The 20,586-nt window shown below is 53.0% G+C and carries 13 protein-coding genes; 11 read left to right on the top strand and 2 right to left on the bottom strand.

From position 1 onward, the window contains the following. The first annotated feature begins 328 nt into the window (after nt 1-328). A complete protein-coding gene (locus N0M98_RS11115) occupies nt 329-880 on the top strand; it encodes a hypothetical protein (protein ID WP_259617911.1) in 552 nt (183 codons plus the stop codon). Here the strand turns inward: N0M98_RS11115 and N0M98_RS11110 are convergent. After that, nucleotides 865-1,650, bottom strand: a complete 786-nt coding sequence (locus N0M98_RS11110; protein WP_259617910.1) for a helix-turn-helix transcriptional regulator — start codon at nt 1,648-1,650, stop codon at nt 865-867. The two genes, N0M98_RS11115 and N0M98_RS11110, sit on opposite strands and share 16 nt — an antisense overlap. A 184-nt stretch (nt 1,651-1,834) precedes the next feature. Between N0M98_RS11110 and N0M98_RS11105 the strand changes: the two genes are divergently transcribed. From N0M98_RS11105 to N0M98_RS11075, 7 genes are all read left to right on the top strand, one after another. Further along, complete coding sequence (locus N0M98_RS11105; RefSeq protein WP_259617909.1) at nt 1,835-3,880, top strand: carbohydrate-binding protein; 2,046 nt, start codon at nt 1,835-1,837, stop codon at nt 3,878-3,880. A 191-nt stretch (nt 3,881-4,071) separates the two neighbouring features. Further along, complete coding sequence (locus tag N0M98_RS11100; protein ID WP_249864799.1) at nt 4,072-5,421, top strand: extracellular solute-binding protein; 1,350 nt, start codon at nt 4,072-4,074, stop codon at nt 5,419-5,421. A gap of 14 nt (nt 5,422-5,435) precedes the next feature. Next, on the top strand, nt 5,436-7,208 hold the full coding sequence (locus N0M98_RS11095) for a cache domain-containing sensor histidine kinase (RefSeq protein ID WP_259617908.1): 1,773 nt from the start codon (nt 5,436-5,438) through the stop codon (nt 7,206-7,208). Further along, nucleotides 7,189-8,751 (top strand): response regulator transcription factor, encoded by a 1,563-nt coding sequence (locus N0M98_RS11090; RefSeq protein ID WP_259617907.1) that lies wholly within the window; start codon nt 7,189-7,191, stop codon nt 8,749-8,751. The genes N0M98_RS11095 and N0M98_RS11090 overlap by 20 nt, the downstream gene beginning before the upstream one ends. A 148-nt stretch (nt 8,752-8,899) precedes the next feature. Beyond that, a complete protein-coding gene (locus tag N0M98_RS11085; RefSeq protein ID WP_259617906.1) occupies nt 8,900-10,225 on the top strand; it encodes an extracellular solute-binding protein in 1,326 nt (441 codons plus the stop codon). Nucleotides 10,226-10,266: 41 nt separating this feature from the next. After that, on the top strand, nt 10,267-11,211 hold the full coding sequence (locus N0M98_RS11080) for a carbohydrate ABC transporter permease (RefSeq protein WP_259617905.1): 945 nt from the start codon (nt 10,267-10,269) through the stop codon (nt 11,209-11,211). After that, on the top strand, nt 11,211-12,032 hold the full coding sequence (locus tag N0M98_RS11075) for a carbohydrate ABC transporter permease (protein ID WP_259617904.1): 822 nt from the start codon (nt 11,211-11,213) through the stop codon (nt 12,030-12,032). Before N0M98_RS11080 ends, N0M98_RS11075 begins: the two co-directional genes overlap by 1 nt. Before the next feature lie 187 nt (nt 12,033-12,219). Here the strand turns inward: N0M98_RS11075 and N0M98_RS11070 are convergent, their stop codons facing one another. Beyond that, a complete protein-coding gene (locus N0M98_RS11070) occupies nt 12,220-13,332 on the bottom strand; it encodes an FtsW/RodA/SpoVE family cell cycle protein (RefSeq protein WP_259617903.1) in 1,113 nt (370 codons plus the stop codon). A gap of 230 nt (nt 13,333-13,562) precedes the next feature. Here N0M98_RS11070 and N0M98_RS11065 point away from each other — a divergent pair, with 230 nt between their 5' ends. From N0M98_RS11065 to N0M98_RS11055, 3 genes are all read left to right on the top strand, one after another. Further along, nucleotides 13,563-15,734 (top strand): family 78 glycoside hydrolase catalytic domain, encoded by a 2,172-nt coding sequence (locus tag N0M98_RS11065; protein WP_259617902.1) that lies wholly within the window; start codon nt 13,563-13,565, stop codon nt 15,732-15,734. 572 nt (nt 15,735-16,306) lie between these two features. Continuing rightward, a complete protein-coding gene (locus tag N0M98_RS11060; RefSeq protein ID WP_249864791.1) occupies nt 16,307-17,362 on the top strand; it encodes an S-layer homology domain-containing protein in 1,056 nt (351 codons plus the stop codon). An 18-nt stretch (nt 17,363-17,380) separates the two neighbouring features. Next, on the top strand, nt 17,381-20,506 hold the full coding sequence (locus N0M98_RS11055; protein WP_259617901.1) for a cohesin domain-containing protein: 3,126 nt from the start codon (nt 17,381-17,383) through the stop codon (nt 20,504-20,506). The last annotated feature ends 80 nt before the right edge of the window (nt 20,507-20,586 follow it).

The following is a 20,586-nucleotide window of genomic DNA, read 5'->3' as shown; positions in this document are numbered from 1 at the left end:
CGGTGTGGTAGACTTCACCTAAAAGGTGCTCCTCTCTTTGGGTGATGTTGTCCTGGACAAACACCATTCTACCAAAGATTTGGAGCCCTTTTTATGTTTTTAATGCGCAGTACTTTCGAAATTCAGGATAAAATATATGAGGAATCGCATAAGGCTGCGCGGCGTTTCGCGCGGTCTTTTTCTTGATAAGCGGCAGTTTTCTGAGGAGACTTGTGTTAAAATATGGTAGATGGAAAGATAGGCTGGGATGATGACGACGATGCTTCGCTTGAAATTACAGCCGAGCAAGTCGATTATGAAGTTCATTGCGCGATGAAGGAGACTGGATATGAGCTATGATCTCTCGGTACATCTTAAAGGGCTTGATGACAGCATCATCCCTGAATGGTTGTCTGAAATAAGAAAGTTTCATATAGACGCGGAAATCGCTCCGGGCTTTTCGTTCCGTAATCATACCGGATTTCTTCCGTTCAAGGTTGTCGTCTATGATTGTCCCAACCGAGATCTGAATCAGACCGAATGGTTAACGGGATTTGAATTGTCCGTTAGCCGCATGGAGGGGAAGAAAGGGACATTTTTCTCCAAAATTTTCGGTAAAAAAAAGGCGCCAAATTGTATTGAAGACAAGCTGAGCGAGGCGGATACGGAAGTTCGTTTTCGCATAAGCAGCCAAGACAGCTTTGAATTCCGGATAGGGTGGTATGCAGCTGCTGCGCTCGCTTTCGTGAGTGACGGCGTACTGACGGACCTGCATGAAGGCATGCAAATGGACGGAACGGAGATGATTCGGCATGCGCATACCGTTGTATTGAACGACGAGAAGCTGCTCGGCGAACAAGACTGGAGAGTGCATCCGTTTAAAGATCATTTCCGGATATGATGTCTGAACTCGCGCGGGGACATTCCGTATTTGGCGTGGAACACGCGGTTAAAGGTACGCTGGCTTTCGAACCCGGCGCGGCTGCCGATCTCCGATAACGAGTCATCGGTCGTGCGGATCAGTTGGGCGGCGAATTCGGCGCGGAGCATGCCGAGGCAGTTGCGAAGGTTCATTTTGATTCTATTGGAAAATATGTGGGAAATGTAATGTTTGCTGACGCAAAATTCGGCGGCGAGAGAATCGAGCGTTACCGGTTCCTTGAAATTTGCCGATAAATATTCGATGATTTTTTGGGACATATCCCGGACAGGGACGCGCGGCCGCTGCGCGAATTCAAGACGGCGAAGCAGATGGGACATGATGACGTAAGTCCAGCCAAGCTTTAAGGCAAATTCCTCCTTCTTCTTGATATGCCTTAGCGCATAGGCAGCCTCTTCATGAATGCTATCTTTGGCTACGAAGGGATTGACCGGCTGGACATTTTCCAAATCGGGAAACATGCCTCCCAATAACCGCGGGTTGCATAAGAGCAGAACAGCTTCGGCGGGCTCGTCGCCCTTTTTCAAATAGCTGTGAACGATATCAGAGAAAATGACAACCGCCTCGCCTTCATGGACGGCATACTCCGTTTCATCGATCCGCACATATTGAACGCCGGAGAGCACATAGAGCAGCTCGATGTTTCTGTGCATGTGGGCCGGAAACGTCAACGGCTTGGTTAAGCGGAATAATCTCAAATCTTTCGTTTGGATTTCGTAGAACGGCAGCATGTTCATCCACCTAGTGCAATTTTTGTCTAACTTTCAATACTTTATGTCTAAATTCATACCATGCGCTATGGTATAATTCAAGTAAATATTTGCCATTTTATGAAAACGCTTTAAATTAGAAGGGGGTGATAAGCGCAAGGCGGGATGAATAAGCTCATTTTACATTTAAAGGAGGAATTGAAGCGTGATTAGAAAAGTTTTTAGCTCGGTACTTATAGGCGGTCTGCTGATTACTTCTCCTCTTGCGGGTGCGGGCGCAGCGGAGGCGGCCGTCATTAACGCGATCCCTAACGCGACGAAGGTGGAGACGAGTTACGACAGCAGCTTTTTATCGGTTCCCGGTTACGCCTCTTTAGGAGTGAAGGATCGGAGCAGTTATGTCGGCACCTCTTATTATCGGACGGTCAGCAGCGGCAAACAGTTTTTGCAGGCGATTCAGGACGCCGGCAGCGGCGCGGTCAAAGTGATTGAGGTGACGGCCGATATTAACTTGGGATGGACGGAATTAGCTCTCACTTCCGCTGAAATCGCACAATACAGCTTCATCAGCAAATATCCCGATCCGTCGAACGGGTTTACGAATCCGCTGTTAATCGCCTCCGGCTTATCCAAGCTGAATATCGCCAATATTGACGGGCTGACGATTTTCTCGGCTACGGGTAAGACGATCAGGCACGCCGAGCTGAAATTGCAGGCTACGTCCAACGATATCGTGATTCGGAATCTGAATTTTGACGAAATGTGGCAGTGGGACGACTCCGGCGATCATAAAGAGGTGGGTTGGACGTTTATTAAGGTGAATGGCGCCAACAACGTTTGGATTGATCATTGCAAATTTTCTATCGCGGCCGACGGCATGATCGATTTGGAAAACGGCGCGTCCAATGTAACATTCTCCTGGAATGAATTCGGACTGGCGGCGAACCCGAATCCGGCTTCGAGCAGCTCCATTTATAAGTCTATCGACTATATGGAGCAAAAATATGCGGCAGGCACTCTGGACCCGTCTGCGAGCCTGTATTATAAAATGCGCAATGGAGGCGCTGCCAAAAATCAGATTATGGCTTATGCGGCCTACCACTCCAAAGTACATTTGTCGGGCTCCGGCGATAAGGATTATACGAACTATGTCGGCTCCAACGGAGTCGAAATTAAAGACGGCAATCAGAGAATCCGGCTCACGATGGCGTATAACCGCTACACGAATGTCGGGCAGCGCCTGCCGATGATTCGTCAAGGCACCGGGCACTTGTTCAATAATTATTTTGACGATTCGACGCATCAAAATATTTTGGATACCGTCGCAGCGATTTCAACTTACGGAAAGGACAAATTATCGCGCGGAGTTAACGCCAGAAACGGCGCTTCCATCGCCGGAGATACGAACGTGTATAACGGATTTAACGAACCGCTGGTCGGCGCGGAACGCCAGGGAGACGATACGGCCAATATGAATCCGCCGTTTGACGCATTGTTCCAAAATGCGATGAACCATAGCTTAATCGTCAATTCGACTGTGACCAACAGCAGCGGAACGTATACCGGCAGCAGCTGGGACAATAACGGCGTTAATGCGTTCACGAACGGGATGACCTGGTACGACAAGTCGACGATCGGGAATTGGGCGTGGTCATCGCATATTGTCGGGGTCGAGAACATGAGTAAATCGAACCCGCCGTCGACGCCGTTTACTTTCACTTACGGGTATACCGAGCAACTGCCTTACGCTTACAAAACATTCCCGCTCTCCAGCGTAGTGTCCACGGTAACCCAATACGCCGGCGCATCGAAGGTAACGTTGAGTGCGGCGGATTGGTTGAAAACCGCGTATGGAGGAATTGACGCCTATTCGACGATCGAAGCGGAAAACTACACGAGCATGTCGGGCGTCAAAAGCGAAGCAAGCTCCGAAGGCGGCCAAAACGTCGGTTATATTCACAACGGCGATTATATTGCGTTTCAAAATGTCAACTTTGGCGCCGCCGGACCGGCGCAATTCGAGGCAAGAGTAGCGACTACGGCCGGAGGAAGCATCGAGATCAGACTGGATAGCCTGAACGGAACCCTGCTGGGAACTTGTCCGGTCACGAGTACCGGCGGCTGGCAGACTTGGGCGACGCAATCATGCGCCTTAAGCGGCAGCGTTACGGGGACGCACGATGTGTATCTGAAGTTTACGGGAGGAAGCGGGTATTTGTTCAATATCAATTGGTTTAAGTTTAAGCATTAAGCCGAAGACGGGGCCGTGAGGCTCCGTTTTTCGTTTCACCGGAAAAGGATTCGCTCCTACCGGACATCCCCGGGCGGCTCTCGGCCGCTTCACGATAAACCATATTGCCGCGCGCCTTGCCGCTATGATAAAATGTTCGAAACATTAGTCCAAATTTATGCAATGGACTCAAGAGAGGGAGGAAGCTAACGATGGGTTTTGCCAGTTGGGGAAAGCGCTTTCTTTGCCCTTTGCATGGAATTTTGCTCATCCTGACTATTTCCGGGTGCTCAGTTCTCCCTGCGCAGGAGCTTCCGGTTCAGGGAAACGCGGATCGCGGGAAGAACACGGTTACTTTAACCGTGTGGCATGATTGGGCGGGGCAGGATTCCACATCCGAAAGATTCAGAGCTTTGCTGGACAAATTCGCCGAGGATAATCCGGAGATTGAACTTCGTGTCCAAAGCATTATTCGGGATGCTTACCGGTCGAGGCTTAAGACGATGGCGGCGGCCGACGAATTGCCCGACGTGTTTCTGATCTGGCCCGATTCGATGACCCGTGAATTCGCTAATGCCGGGTTTATCCAGCCGATCGATTCGCTGCTTCGGCAAAAGAGCGAGTGGGCGGGCAGCTTCATGGCGCATTCCTTCGATTCCTTCACGGTCGACGGGAAAAAATATTCCGTACCGATGACGATGTCTCCGACGTCCTTCGTCTTTTATAACCAAGAGCTGTTCGATAAATACGAGGTTGGCGTGCCCGCCACATGGGACGAACTGCTCGCCGCCATCAAGGTGTTTAACCGGAACGGGATTACCCCGATCGCTTTGGGCAACAAGTCCTCTTGGGTCGCGCAGTCGACCATTTTCAGTACGCTCGCCGACCGTGTAACCGGGACGGACTGGTTTATGCATGTGCTCTCGCAGAATAACGCCCGGTTTACGGATCAAGAATTTTTGGATGCGCTTACAAAAATGCGGCAGCTCGTTAAAGCAGGGGCTTTCCAGGATAATTTCAACTATATCGATAATATGCAAATGGAGCAAATGTACTACCGGAAACAGGCGGCGATGTTTATCGAAGGGGGATGGGCCGTCGGCAATCTGATCGACAGCGCCCCGAAGGATGTGCTCGAACATACCCATTTGGCGCTGCTGCCGACCATTCCCGGCGGCAAAGGCAAGCCGATGTCCACCTCGGGGGTCGTCGGCAACGGGTTTGCGGTCAACAGCAAGCTGGAGGGCGACAAGCTGGACGCGGCGTTCCGGTTGATTTATGCGATGGCGAGCCCTTCTGCCCAGCGGCAAATTTTGGACAGCAACACCCTGGTCAGTTATCGGATGGAGGTTGACCGCACCATTGCCCATCCCCTATTCGTCGAGCTCCATGAGCTTATGATGGGGGTGACGCTGCTGCCCTCCTATGAGACCCAATTGACGACAGCGGCGGTGGAGACGCTCAGCGACGGTTTGCAGGAGCTGATGAAGGGCGGAAGCCCGGAAATTTTGGCGCAAAAGCTGCAGAACACTCAGGCGAGTGTACTCGGCAAGCTGCGCTGACGACGGAGGACAAGATGAAGCTGACACTGAACAGATCATTGCAGGCCAAGCTGTCCGTCATGATGCTGATTTCTACGGTAATTCCGTTATTTTTTCTCGGGGCCTTCTCGTATGTCACCTCTTCCCGCGTCAACGAGGAGAAAACAAAGCAGATCGGCATCGACGCGCTGGGGCGGATTCAGGCTAACGTTCGGTTTATCGCCCAGGACGTGGAGGATATGTCGATCTTCCTGATCGGGGATAAGGACGTCCAGCAGTACATGAGCGACTTCGATTACGATTCGCCGGAGAGGACGCGCATTCTTACGTTAATAGCCAATTTGGTTCAATCCAAGGATTACATTACGAACATCTCGATTTATTCGAAAAATAAAACCCAGCCGCTGCAAGCGCCGAACCTGTACTCCTCCAACCTGTCCAGCGTCATTGAGGACTGGAATTTGATCGGGAAAAAATGGACGGAGCTGTATTGGACGCAAAGCATTCACGGACCGGAGCTGGTGTTCTCTTTTCTGAGAGCGGTGAAAAGCACCGATAATTTCGACTCGCTCGGCTTCGTCGCGATCAGCATTAACGAGCAGAAGCTGTCGCGCTATCTCGGAACGCCGAATTTCGGCGTCGGGCCGGGTGACGTCATGCTGCTGGACAAGCAGGGCGAGGTCATTTCGGGCAGCCGCAAAGAGTGGCTCTCCAAGCGGTGGGAGGAGATGTTTCCCGAATCGCTGCTGCTGGACTCGACGCTATCGTCCGGGGTTTATACCGAAGGCGAGGGCCATGACAAAAAGACGGTGCTGTATACCAAAATTCCCCAGTTTGGCTGGATGCTCGTCAGCCTCGTCCCTTATGAGCTGTATGCCGAAGAGAACCGGTATATTTGGCTGCTGACGGGATCGGCGGTCACTTTGGCGACGGTGCTGACTGCGGGACTGATTTTATTTCTGGTCCGGCATGTGACCAAGCCGCTGAAAATTTTGCGGAGGCTCTTGGTCCGCCTCGACCCGAACGAGCCGATGCCGCTGTACCAGCTGGAATCTCCGGACGAAATCGGCCAGCTCGTCTCCAGCTACAATCAGCTGGGAGAGCAGATCAAGCGGCTGAAGCAGCAGCTGATCCGATCCGAGACGCGGAAGAAGGAAGCGGACATTCGCGCGCTGCAGTCGCAGATTAACCCGCATTTTCTGTATAACACACTGTCATCGGTCCATTGGATCGCTTTGATGCGCCAGGAACAGCGCATTGCCGATATGGTGGGGGCGCTTAGCGATTTTTTGCGCTTCAGCCTGAACAAGGGGAAAGATTTTTGCTCCGTGGAGCAGGAGATTAACCATGTGCGCAATTATGCGCTGATCCAGTCGATCCGGTTCCCGGGCCGGTTCGACGTTCACTTCGAGGTCAACCCGAGGGCGGGGCGGCTGCCGATGCTGAAGCTGCTGCTGCAGCCGCTCGTGGAGAACGCCATGATTCACGGGGTGCAGAAGGTCAAACGCAAGGGCATGATCTACGTCACGGCCATGCTGGAGGAGCAAGGCATCCGCTTTACGGTGCAGGACGACGGGATCGGGATGTCTCCCGAGATCTTGAACCGGCTTGCCGAGAATATCCTGCAGCCGGCCGAGCAAGCGGAGGATGCGACCGGCGGCTACGGCCTGCGCAACGTCAACGAACGGCTGCTGCTTCACTATGGGGCTTCTTCCCAGCTCGTTCTGGAAAGCGCGCCCGGCTTGGGCACAAGGATTTCCTTTATCATTCCGGCGAAGGAGGACGAACATGAAAATATTGATCGTTGATGACGAAATTATTATCCGGCAAGGCTTGTCCATGGTTATCGATTGGAGGAAGCTCGGCTTCGAGCTTCTGGAGCCGGCGGAGTCGGCCGAGGAGGCGCTGGACCGTCTACAGCAAGAGAAGCCGGACCTGATACTGACCGATATCCGAATGGAAGGCAAGGATGGGCTCGCGCTGGCCAAGGAGGCCAGAGAGCTGCTGCCGGACGTGGAGATCATCATGCTGACCGGCTATGACGACTTCGAATACATGCAGCGTGCGATTCGCGAGAACGTCAGCGATTATCTGCTTAAATCGAGCCGCCCCGGCGATATTATTCAAGCTGTGGTGAGTGCGGCCCAGCGCATCCGCGATAAATGGGGGGCGAGGAGCCAAGTGTTCCGGCAGGAGAAGGAAATGCGCGAGCATTTGCTGGAGAGATGGCTGACCGGCGGAGCTGCGGTGGAGGAAGCCCGGCTCGCGGCGGCATTCCCGCTGCTCTCGATCGGCAAGACGCCGCTGCAAGTGGTGCTGCTGCAGCCGACAGGCTGGGGAGAGCGCGAAAGCGGCGGACAGCTGCTGCGCTTCGCCGCCGAAAATATGCTTCGCGAGATGATTCCGTGCGAAACGCTGATCACGAGCAAGCATGTGACCGCATTAATGCCCGTGGAGGGGCCGGCATGGGAAGAGAAGCTGCGCGCCGTCTTGGGCAGCATCGAGCAGCTGCTGAAATGCTCGATTTACGGGGCCGCCGGCCGACCGGCGGCTTCCCCTAACCAATTGCCGGATTCCTATTCGGACGCCGTGAAGACGTCCAAGTATTGGGGTCTGCTGCCGGACCGAATGCTGCATTACAGGCAGATTGAGCATCGCAAGGGAGCTCGCACGCTATGCTCGCGCGAGGAGGAAGTGGAGCTTGCGGAGCTGCTGTCGGCCGGAGACGCGATTCGGCTGAATCAGTGGCTCAAGGTGCGGTTATGCGATTATTTAAGCCACCCCGATCTGACCTATGAATCCTTCTCGTCCTATATCCAATCGCTGGCTTTGAGCGGAATCCGTTGGTTCGAAAGAATGTCCGCTTCCGAGGCGATGAAGGAGAGCTTAGCCGATTTCTCCGTCGCCAGAGACCGGGATGAACCGGATCTGCAAGAGAAGCTCCAGCAATATTTGCATGAAATGATGAACGCATACCATGCCACGGTGCATCGAGGAGCGGCCGCCTATGTGCGGCGCGTGATCGGCTATATCAAGGACAACTTGGGAAGCCAGAAAATGAATCTCCATCAGGCGGCCAGGCTTGTGCACGTACATCCCGGATATTTAAGCGAGGTGTTTAAGAGGGAGACCGGCAGCACCTTCAACGATTTTCTCGTCCGGGAGAAGCTGGAACGCGCGCGCGAGCTGCTAAGCGACCCGTCCGCGAAAATAAGCGAGATCGCCCGCTCCGTCGGCTATGAAGACGTTAAATATTTCAGCCAGCTATTCAAGCGGCACTACCAGCTGACGCCTTCGGAATATAGGGAGCGGCGGCTCGGCAGCGGGGCTTCGGAGGGGGATGGCGGGTAAACGGAGGAACTTCTGAAGTTTTTCTAACCTATTGTTGAAGATTCTCCCCTTTTGAAATGAGAGGCATAATTTTACAATAAAAGTGTCACAAATTTGAACAGCCAGAGAGGAAACGAACCACCGTACAAACCATTAGGGGAGGCTTCTCATGAAAAAGGCAGTTACATCGTTGACGGTTGTATCTATGGCATTTCTGGCCGCTTGCGGCGGGGCACCGGCCGGCACGGGCAAGACGGATGGCGGGGCGGCGCCCGCGGGAGACAAGAAGCCCGCCGCCGAGGCAGCGAAGACGGGAGACAAGAAGACGCTGGAGTTCTGGTATATCGACCCGGGCGATAAAGAGAAGGTGTATCTGGAGGCGGTCGAGCGCTTCAAGAAAAAGCATCCCGACGTCGAGGTCAAGGCGCTGCAGACGCCGAACGACACCTACAAGCAGAAATTCGCCGTCGCCATGTCGGGCGGCAATCCGCCGGACGTCTTTCATTCCTGGGGCGGCGGCTGGCTGAAGGAATTCGTGAACCAAGGCAATGTGCTCGATCTTACCGGCAAGATCGACGAGAACAATTATGTGAAGACGGTGCTCGACAACGCCAAATTCGGCGGCAAAACGTACGGCGTTCCGCTAGGCTTGTCCATCACGGCGTTTTGGTATAACAAAGATATTTTCAACAAGTACGGCTTGAAGCCGCCGGCTACCTGGGAAGAGCTGCTGAAGGTCGTCGATACGCTGAAGCAGAACAAAGTCATACCCATTGCGCTGGCCAACCAGCCGAAATGGCCGGGAGCCTATTACTTCATGTATTTGGCGGATCGCACCGCCGGCTCGGATTTATTCAAGAACGCCTTGGGCCGCAAAGGTCAGGGCTTTGACGACGAGGGCTACGTACAGGCGGGCAAATATATTCAGGAGCTGGTGAAACGCGACGCCTTCAACAAAGGCTTCAACGGCATTCCGTGGGATGCAGGACAAGGCCGCCAGCTGCTGTACACCGAGCAAGCGGCGATGCTGGTTATGTCCCAATCCATCGTCAACAACGTGCGCCAGGAAGCGCCGGATTATGAGAAAAAGCTGGATTTCTTCCCGTTCCCGACATTGCCGGGCGGCAAGGGCGATCCATCCGACCTGGGCGGAGCGTCGGCGCCGGTATGGTCGGTGTCGGCCAAGTCCAAAAATCCGGATCTGGCCATCGAGCTTATCAAGGAGCTATCGAGCACGGAGACGGCTCAAGCGTATTCCGATCGCACCGGCTCGCTCGTCGGCGTGAAAGGAGTCACCTACAAGGACGAATTCGCCAAGCGGCTGGGCGCGCTGACCGAGAAAGCGAAGGATATTCACTGGCCGTACGACCAAACGCTGCCGCCGGATTTGGCCGAGCTGCACAAGGATACGACACAGGCTCTGTTCGGACTCTCGATGACGCCGGAAGAGGCCGCCAAGAAGATGGAAGAAAAGGCTAAGCAAATTCTGAAATGACAAAACCGGATATCAACAACTTTAGCGGGGAGGTGGACGCTATGAATACCTCGATTGCCGAATGGGAGAAGAGGACGGCGGCAAATGCGGCAACGGCCGCGAAGAAGCAACGATTGCGGGATAAGAGATGGACGATCGTCATGTTTATAGCTCCTGCCTTTCTCGTGTACCTGCTGTATATCATCTACCCGATCTACGGAACGTTGTATTACAGTTTGTTCGATTGGAAGGGCGGTCCTGACAAAACGTTTGTCGGCATCGCCAACTATACCCGGCTCTTTACCGAGCCGGTCTTCTGGAGCTCGCTCGCCAATAATATGAAGGTTGTGCTGTCCTCGGTGTTTTTGCAAATCCCGCTGGGGCTGCTGATGGCGCTGCTATTGTTTTCGGCGATCCGAGGCTTGCGCTTTTTCCAGACGATTTATTTCATGCCCTTTCTGATGTCCACCGTGGCGATCGGGATGCTCTGGGTGTTTATGTTCGATCCGCTCAGCGGAGCCGTCAACAAGCTGATCGGCTTGTTCGGGTTCGAGAATATCGCCTGGCTCAGCGAAAATAAGACGGCGATGGCCGCGATATTGATCGTCATCGTCTGGCAGTACGCTCCGTTCTACATGATCCTGTTCAAAGCCGCCATCGTCGGCATCTCCGAGGATTTGTACGAAGCGGCGGAGATCGACGGGGCGGGCCCGTGGGACCGGTTCTCCCGGATCACCTTCCCGCTGCTCGTGCCGACCATCGTGACCTCCTCGATTCTGGCCATCGTCGGTTCGCTGAAGGCGTTCGACATCTTCTTCATCATGACCGGCGGCGGACCGGGCAACGCTACGGAGCTGCTGGGGATCTACATGTATAAGCAGGCGTTCATTCATTTTAATATGGGCTTTGCGAGCGCTGTAGCTTTCACCATGTTTGTGCTGGCGTTCCTGGCCGCCGGGATTATTCAATACATGGAGTACGCCCGCAAGAAAAAGGAGGCGTTGTAATGGCTCTCAAAACGATCCGTTCCGCTCCCTTGTACGTTGCCGCCATCGTGCTGCTGGTGTTCACCGGGTATCCGTTCCTGTATATGGTGATGACGTCGTTTAAGACGCAGCAGGAATTTTTCAAAAGCCCGTTTACGCTGGTGACGTCGATTCAATTCGGCAATTATGTATTGGCTTTTCAAAAAGGGCTGTCCAGCTACTTCCTCAACAGTGTTTTTATTTCGGTGCTGTCGGTATTTCTGATCGTCATCTTCTCCGCGCTTGCGAGCTATCCGCTGAGCCGGATGCGCTTTGCGCTGAATAAGCCGCTGTTTATGCTGTTTGTCTCGGGGATGATGCTGCCGATTCACTCGACCTTGATTCCGATCTTCAAGCTGACGAAGGATTTGGGCATCTACGATTCGTGGATGGCGCTCATCGGACCGTACGTCGCCTTCGGGCTGCCGATCTCGATCTTTATCCTCACGCAGTTCATGACCGAGCTGCCTCGGGAGGTGGAGGAAGCGGCGGAGATCGACGGATGCTCGCATCGGCGCATATTCTGGAGCGTCATTCTGCCGATGGTGACCCCGGCGCTCGCTACCATCGTCATCTACAACTTTATTCACGTATGGACGGAATTTATTTTTGCGCTTGTCTTGATTACAAGCCCGGAGAATATGACGCTCCCGCTCGGGATGCAGAAGTTTTACGGGGAGCTCACGGTGAACGTTCCGGCGCTGATGGCGGCGCTCACGGCCGCCAGTCTGCCGATCCTGCTGGTCTATTTCCTGGCTCAGGAGAAAATCGTCAAAGGCTTAACCGGAGGAGCCGTCAAGTAGCTTCATAGGCAGGCAGGCTTCATAGGTTTCGTTTAACGGAGGGCTCTGCCCGCCTTACGGCGGCAGGGCCGATTTGTTTTTAGGCTCGTTTACGAATATGGGGAGCTTCGGCCTTATTTGGTTTCGCGTTTATCGGGCCGGAGAGTCTCCCCTATATTGGGTTGCCGTAAGAACCGGCCGCAAGCGCTCAGTTCCGATGAAGTTTAACGCTGAGCACCAGGCCGATGGCCAGCATATTCGTCAGCAGCGAGCTGCCGCCGTAACTGACGAACGGAAGGGCTATTCCCGTCAAGGGCATCAGTCCCGTATGCATGGCCACGTTCTCGAATATTTGCAGCGTAAACATGGAGATGATGCCGACGATCATGTATCTGCCCTCCAAATCCGCCGTGCGGTTGGACAAATAAATCATGCGGTAAATGAGCACGAAGTAGAGGAGCAGCAGCACCGAGGCGCCGATAAACCCGAATTCTTCCCCTATCACGACAAAAATAGAGTCCGCATAATCGTAAGGGATGAATCCTCCTTGGACCATCGCTCCCTGCAGGAAGCCTTCTCCCTTCAGCTGTCCAACGGCAATCGCATGGATCGAGTTCGTCACATGCCAGCTGTTGTTCGCATCGGCCGTTGGATCGAGAAACGTTTGAATCCGGTCTAGCTGATGGGGCTTCACTATTTTGGAAAACCATTCCATGTTATAAAAGTAGAGAGCGGTGATGCCTGCGCCGATCGCGATCATGAGAAGGATTCCCATGCAAATATGCTTCATGCGGATATTCCCGATCCACAGCATTCCGATGAGTATGCTTATAAATACGACGGAAGTTCCAAGATCGGGCTGCTTCAGCACGATGAGGAACGGAACGCCTACGAGGGCGCACAAAGGCAGCAAATCGCGGAAGAAACGGAGCGGGTGTCCGTCGCGGGCTTTCAGCCAATTGGCCAATGCCAGAATAACGAACAGCTTCATGATCTCGGAAGGCTGGAAAGCCATTGCGCCGAGGTCGAGCCAACGCTGAGAGCCGTTAATATCCATCCCTTTAAACATCACTATCAGCAGCAGCAAAATGCCAATGCCGTATAATATATAGGATAGATGCCGGATGATGACGCGGTAATCCAATAAGCTGAGGCCGAGCATCGGCACGAATAATACCAAATAAGTGATCAGATTGTTCTTGTGCAGCCCTTGATAGTTTGTATCGAAAGTAGCGCTATAAATGACGAGCGTACTCAATACCATAAAAAGGAATATGATCAATAGAATAGGCAGATCCCATTGTTTTGCTTTGCGTAACATGATTTCCACTCCGAATGACAAGATAGGAACCGAAGCCGCCCGAAAGCTCTGTCGGTTAGGTAATACTATTACTATAAAGCATAGCAAGCGGGAATGCGAACAATGCCCTGCGCATTCTATACATCGCATATTCATATTTTGCCTAGCTCCGGGCCGTTTCCTATGGTATGGTATACATGTTTGTTTATTTTCGCGATGCGATGATCAAATACGATACCAAGGAGCGGCTCATGAGTAAACAATGGATTGCGCAATGGATTCAAGATCCGATTTTCTCGGGCGTTAAGCCTTTGCCGATGCTGCATAAAGAATTGGACACGGTAGAACACCGGCATCCCGATGCATTGAAAAACCGGCATACGCTGTTTCGGAAAACGTTTACATTAACGGATGCGCCTAAGCAAGCCGAGTTGAATATATCGGCGGACGATTATTACAAGCTGTACGTAAACGGGGTGTTCGTCGCTCAAGGCCCGGCCCAGAGCTATCCGACCCATTACTTCTATAACCGGTTGGATATCGCCGCCTATTTGCGGACGGGGACCAATGTCATAGCGGTTCACGTATATTACCAGGGCTTGGTAAACCGGTCGATGAACAGCGGCGATTTGCGCCAAGGCTTAATTGCCGAGCTGTATACGGACCGCAGGCTGTGCCTGATAACAGACGACAGCTGGACATGCACCGCTGCTAAGGAGTATATCGGGGAAGAAACGGTCGGTTATGATACCCAATATTTAGAAAATATCGATAGTCGTCTGGAGCATAAAGGGTGGACGGCGGCGGAGTATGACGACGCAGATTGGGAACGCCCGGCGCTCGCCGCCGCTGCGGATCATCAGTTGGAGCTGCAGCCGACTCCGGCGCTCAGTGTGTATGAGAGACGGCCTCAATCCGTACAGCGGCTGTCTGCGGGCCGTTTTGTCATTGACTTCGGCACGGAGCTGACGGGGCAATTTACGATGCGTGCCTGCGGCGGGAGCGGGGAGAGGATCGTGATCCGCTGCGGGGAGGAGCTGAATCCGGACGGGGACGGCGTTCGCTATGAGCTGCGCTGCAACTGCAAGTATGAGGAAGTATGGACCTTATCCGGCGGCGAGGACGTGCTGTCCTTTTACGAATATAAAGCATTCCGGTACGTCGAAGTGCTCGGCTCCGAAGAAGCGATCGACGAGGACAGCTTCGCGGCCGTCGTCCGTCATTATCCGCTCGACGAAAGCAGCTGCCGGTTCTCCAGCTCCGATCCGGTGCTCGACCAAATCTGGTCGATTTGCGCGAACGGTGTCAAATACGGCGCGCAGGAAAACTTCGTCGATTGCCCGAGTCGGGAGAAGGGCCAATATCTCGGAGACAACACGGTCATCGGGCACACGCATATGTATCTCAGCGGAGATGCGCGGCTCGTTAAGAAAGCGCTCGAAGACTTTGCGAGAAGCACGGCCGTTTGTTCGGGGATGATGGCGGTCGCGCCGGGCAATTTTATGCAGGAAATCGCCGATTTCTCGCTCCAGTGGCCGATGCAGCTGTGGCAGTATTATCGGCATACCGGGGATTTGGCATTCCTGATGGAAATGGCCCCGGTCGGCGAGAAGCTTGTCGCCTATTTCGACAAATACAAGGATCATACCGGACTATTGTACCATGTTGCGGAAAAATGGAATTTGGTCGACTGGCCGGACAATCTTCGGGACGGTTACGATTTTCCTCTGACCCGGCCTGTGACGGAAGGCTGCCATAATGTCGTCAACGCTTATTACTACGGCTGCAAAAAAACGATGAACGAGATTCGAAAAGAGCTCGGGCTTCCGGAGGAAGATCTCGCTCCGTTGAAGGATGCGTTCTTAGCGGCATTTTACGATGCTGAAGCCGGTCTGTTTGTCGATGCGGTCGGCAGCAGGCATTCTTCGCTGCACGCCAACGTGCTGCCGCTGCTGTTCGGTCTGGCTGAGCGGGAGAGCGTGCCGAATATCGTTCGGCTGATCCGTGACAAAAGGTTTAGCTGCGGCGTCTATTTCTCGTATTTTGTCTTGAAGGCATTGGCCGAGGCGGGGGAATATGCCCTGATGTACGATTTGATTCGCGGCGAGGATGAGCATTCGTGGGTCAATATGCTTCGGGAGGGTGCCACGACCTGCTTCGAAGCATGGGGCAAAGACCAGAAGTGGAACACGAGCCTGTGCCATCCTTGGGCCAGCTCGCCGATTCCGCTGCTGATCGAGGAGATTATCGGGCTGAAGCCGCACAAGCCGGGCTGGGAGGAAATCCGCTTCAACCCGCAGATTCCGCCGCAATTAACGGAGCTTCAGCTTAGCCTGACGCTGCCGTCGGGAACCGTTCGCATCTTTGTGGTCAAAGGTCAGGCCGACATTGAGACAAGCCCCGGCATCCGGATTATAACTTAAACAACGAGGGCCATACCCCCGTCCGTACAGATTCGTCTGTCGGGCGGGGGGTTTTTGTTGTGCGGATTTTAGACATAGGTTCTGACGGCAAAACCAAACGTATTCAATATCCCGATTTTACGCCCGATAATCCGGGCAAAGCATTCAACAAATAACCGAATCGCCCGCGCGGCAGCAGTGAGCAAGCGTCTTGTTTCCTCGAGAAACAGGCGCTTGTTTGCGTTTTCGCCGGGATTATACAAAATGTATCAAAATCGGCCCTGGAAATGGAAAATGGCCGAATAAAGCAAAAATTTTCTTATTAATCTAAATACAACGCAGAGGAAGTTACTTATATTTAACGTAGGTCGAAATCAACGCATAGGGGGGACAAAGCCGCAGTATAACCGGGTTTTTCACTGTTTCGCATCGTTTCTTGTTCAGCAGTCTCTTGCAATCGGTTACATCGGCATCATGGACCATACAGCCAAAGCCCGGCTTCGTCGTGATACAATACGTGTCATTGAGCAAGGGCTCCGACAGAAGCAAGCACGATAACATTCATGGCAATACGCGGAAAGGAGCTGTCCTTTATGAGATTTCCCCGAATCATTACATGCGGTCTTGTCGTCGCGCTGCTCGTCATTGCGGCCGCACCTGCCATGCCGGCGGCGGCAGCGGACGAACCTTCCCCTTCGTTTACCCTTACGCTTTCTACGGATAAGCCGTCCAAGGGAGAAAATGTGGAAGTGATTGTTAAAGGCCATGAGCTAAAAGATGTCTACGCCTATGAAGTGAATTTAAACTTTGACCCGACCGCGCTGAGGTTGAAGGGAGCGACGACCGAGCTTCCCGGCTTCTCTGTCTCCCCCATTGTCACAGACAACCATATTCAGCTTGCGCATACGCGGATCGGCCGAGTGATGGGGGACGACGGAGATCAGGTCTTGTATACGTTAACCTTTGAAGCGCTGCAGGGAGGAACGACGGAGCTGGCGATCGATCATGTCAAGCTGCTGGATTCGATTCTGACAAGCACCGACCATGCGTCGGAATCCAAGGTGGCGCTGGCGATCGACAGCCTGTTTCCGTTCGACGATCTCGGCGATTACGGCTGGGCCAAGGAAGCGATCGCCTATTTGTTCGACAAGGGCATCGTAAACGGAACGTCGGAGCATACGTTCAGTCCCGGGCAGCCGGTAACCCGCGCCGATTATTTGGTGCTGCTGATGAGGCTGCTCAAGGTTCGGGAGAATGCGGGCGAGCGCTTTGACGACGTGCCGCAGGGCGTGTATTATGAGGGACTTTTGGGCGCGGCCAGAAGCTTGGGCATCGCCGAAGGCGACGAATACAATAACTTCCATCCCGGCGCTCCGGTGACCAGGGAAGATATGATCGTCCTGACCGACCGCGCGCTGCGCGCGGCCAACAAGCTATCCGTCAGCTTGGATGCGTCGGTTTTGCAAGGCTATGCCGACGTGAGCGACATCTCCGATTACGCGGTCGGCAGCGTTTCGACTTTGGTCGGCTCCGGTGTCGTAGAGGGCTACAACCAAGGCATTTATCCGAAAGAAACGACGAACCGGGCGCAAGCGGCAATGCTGATCTACAAGCTGCTGATCTCCAAGAACATTCGGATTGAGGAATAAATCAAAGGAAGTGAAATAATGAGAATCAGGGGACTCCTATCCGTTCTCATGGTGACGGCGATGTGTTTAGCGATGCTTCCGCTTCCGGCCGCCGCCGTTACAGCCGATGAGGTCGAAGTGGACTATGCGGTAGATAACGGGGCATCCCGGCAAATAGCAAGCGGTTTTTTGCACGGGATATCAGGGGAAAAGCCGTCGCAATATTTAATAGACGGAATTAAGGTCAATGCGATACGAGGTGCCGATCATCACCCGAATTTGCCGAGTCTGTTCGATGAGAAGACGTATAACCGGGTGAAAGCGACTGATGCGAAGCTTATGGTGGGACTTTATTATTACACCAGCCGAGCGGGCAATACCTATTGGCCCGGAGACAATGGGGATTGGAAAACTTGGGAAAGCGTAGTAGAAAGCGTTTATAAAGAATCGGTGACGAAGGGGTATGATGTGTATTCCTGGATTCCATGGAACGAGCCCCGGCTGCAGTGGTCAGGTCCGGACAGAAACATAAACAGGTATTTGGAAGCGCATAACGTTGCCTCTCATAAAATGAAGGCGTTGAATCCTTCGGCGAAAATTCAGGCTCCGGAAGACGATTCGTATAACTTTGATTTCTTGAAAAAGTTTCTTACCTACTGCAAAGAGCAAGGCTGCTTGCCCGACATATTAAGCTGGCATGAGCTATCGGGCGGGGCGTTGGACATTGAAGCGCATACGGCGGAGATCAAGAACTGGATGCTCGCGAGCGGCATTACCCCGATGCCCATCGCCATTACGGAATACCAGGGCTGCTGTACGTACAATAACATTAACGGATGGGAAAGCGGCATGGCGGTCTCCTATATAGCCAGGCTGGAAAGATCCGCGAAAAATGGCCTCCTGTACGGCCTGAAATCGGCTTGGGATTACGTCGGAGACGACCCTAAATTTATGGCAAGCCTGGGAGATCTTGCGGATCGAAACAGCAGCACTTTACCCAAAGGCATCTGGTGGGTGTATAACGCCTATAAAGATATGACCGGACGTTTAGTGAAAGCGGAATCCTCTAATAAAAACAATATAGAAGTTTTGGCCAGTCACGACCCTGCCATGAATCGTTCCGTTGTGTTAATCGGCAGTGAAAATTGGAGAGAGCCTGCGGAAATAACCTTGCATTTGAATCACCTGAGCAATGCTTCTTATTTAATCCGAAACGGGAAGCTGCACCTTAAGGCAGAGATGATTCCTACCGCAGAGGTACTCATGTCGCCTTACACGATGCTGGAGGGCGATTATACCGTTGCTAACGGATCGTTGACTGTGAAGCTTCCGCCTCTGCTTCCCAAGGCAGCCTACAGAATTTATATTACGTCCGATACCTCAGAGGCGCCTTCCTTGCATGAAGAAGCTGAATCGCTGAAGGCTCAGGGCACCCCAGGTCGCGTTTACCGGACATACAATGAATCTGCAGCGAGCGGAGGGGCTGCCGCCATTCTCGAATCAACCTCTATTGGGGATTCGGTTACTTACACTATCCCTGTACCGTCGGCAGGAATATATCATATGAAGGCTAGAGTCAAGTCGGAAGCAACTCGCGGTATTTTTCAGTTGTATGTAGACGGAAAGGCGTATGGAGGTCCTAAGGATACATACGGGCCCTTCGACTACTACGACGTCGATTTCGGGAATGTTCCCATTCAAGGAAACAGCGCCAAACTGGATTTCAAAGTCGTTGGCAAAAACAGCTATTCCTCGAACTATTTTATGGCTTTTGATTCGTTTGAGTTAGCTAGGCTCGGAGAGTTGGGGCTGCAGCCGCCTGAAGGACTAACCGCTTCTTCCGGCGATGCTCAAACCCGGTTGACATGGAATCCATTAAACGGTGCGGATAGTTACAACCTATACCGGGGATCATCGGCAGAAGGGCCTTTCACAAGGATAGCTGAACAAGTGAAGCAGACCGAGTTTACGGATGTCGGATTGACCAACGGCACTGCGTATTACTACGTGGCGACAGCAGTTAATTCCAGCGGGGAGAGCGATTATTCCGCCCCAGTCAAGTCCGTGCCGCAAGGTGCACCATTACTCTCCATTCAATTGGCGAATATTCCTGCACAGCTGCGGGTTGGCGACACGGTGTCTTCTGTCGTATACGCCACCTACAGTGAGACGGATATGAGGCCGGTAACGGACGGAGTTATCTTCAGCAGCAGCGATAAGAATATAGCTGACATTGATGGAAAAGGTACGATCCGTGCCATCAGCCCGGGCGAAGCGATCATTACGGCAGCATTTGGCGGTATGCAGGCGACTTCCGCTTTGACGGTAATGCCGGTTGAGTCTTCTTCGCCGCAAGCGGTATTAAACGGGACGGACGCGATAACCGCAGGAACCGAATTTACGACCGGCTATCAATTGAAACACGGTCAAAATATATACGCACAGGATCTTACCTTTACTTATGATCCGAATCAATTGGAGTTTATTTCGGCGGAGTCGGTCAGGAAAGGAACGGTTATTGTAGACCAAGCGGAGAAATCCGGGCAAGTCCGCATGCTGGTGGCCAGTCCAGGCGATCCAGCCTCAGAGGCAGACGGCGATCAATTGATTCTGCATTGGAAGGCTCGAGCAGTCTCCGCATCGCAGATCGCGATGATCACACTGTCGAAGGCTATCGTGGCTGATAAAACCGGACATGAAATACAAGTAGCCGCTGTTTCTCACAGTGTACAAATAGGGGTTGTAGACAAGGAGACGCTTCTGGCTTTAATCACCGATGCGCAAAATAAGCTGAATGCAGCTTCAGAAGGTACGCAGCCGGGCCAGTATCCCGCAGGCTCCAAGGCAGCTCTGCAATCTGCAATCGACAAAGCAAGAGCGGTTGCCGAACGTCCACAAGCAACGCCGACCGAAGTTCAGCAAGCGGTGAATGACTTGACTGCCGCAGTACAAACGTTTATGAATTCGGTTATTGTGCTTCAGGGCGATCTGAACGGAGATGGAAAATACACCATTGGAGATTTGGCAATAGCCGCTGCCTTTTATGGCAAAACGTCTGCAGACGCGAACTGGGATTTATACAAAAAGGCGGACATCAACCATGATAACAAAATTGATATTGCCGATTTAGCAGTTATTGCCGCCAGCATGACACTGGATCATTGAGAGTGGCGAACGGTGTGAAGCGCCATTGGGAATCCCATGTTAAAGCACGGGAGAGGCCGCCGGCCGGTCTCCCCCTGCCT

Source organism: Paenibacillus doosanensis (genome assembly GCF_025060755.1).
GTDB lineage: Bacteria > Bacillota > Bacilli > Paenibacillales > NBRC-103111 > Paenibacillus_S > Paenibacillus_S doosanensis.
This window is presented reverse-complemented; position numbering and strand designations above follow the sequence as displayed.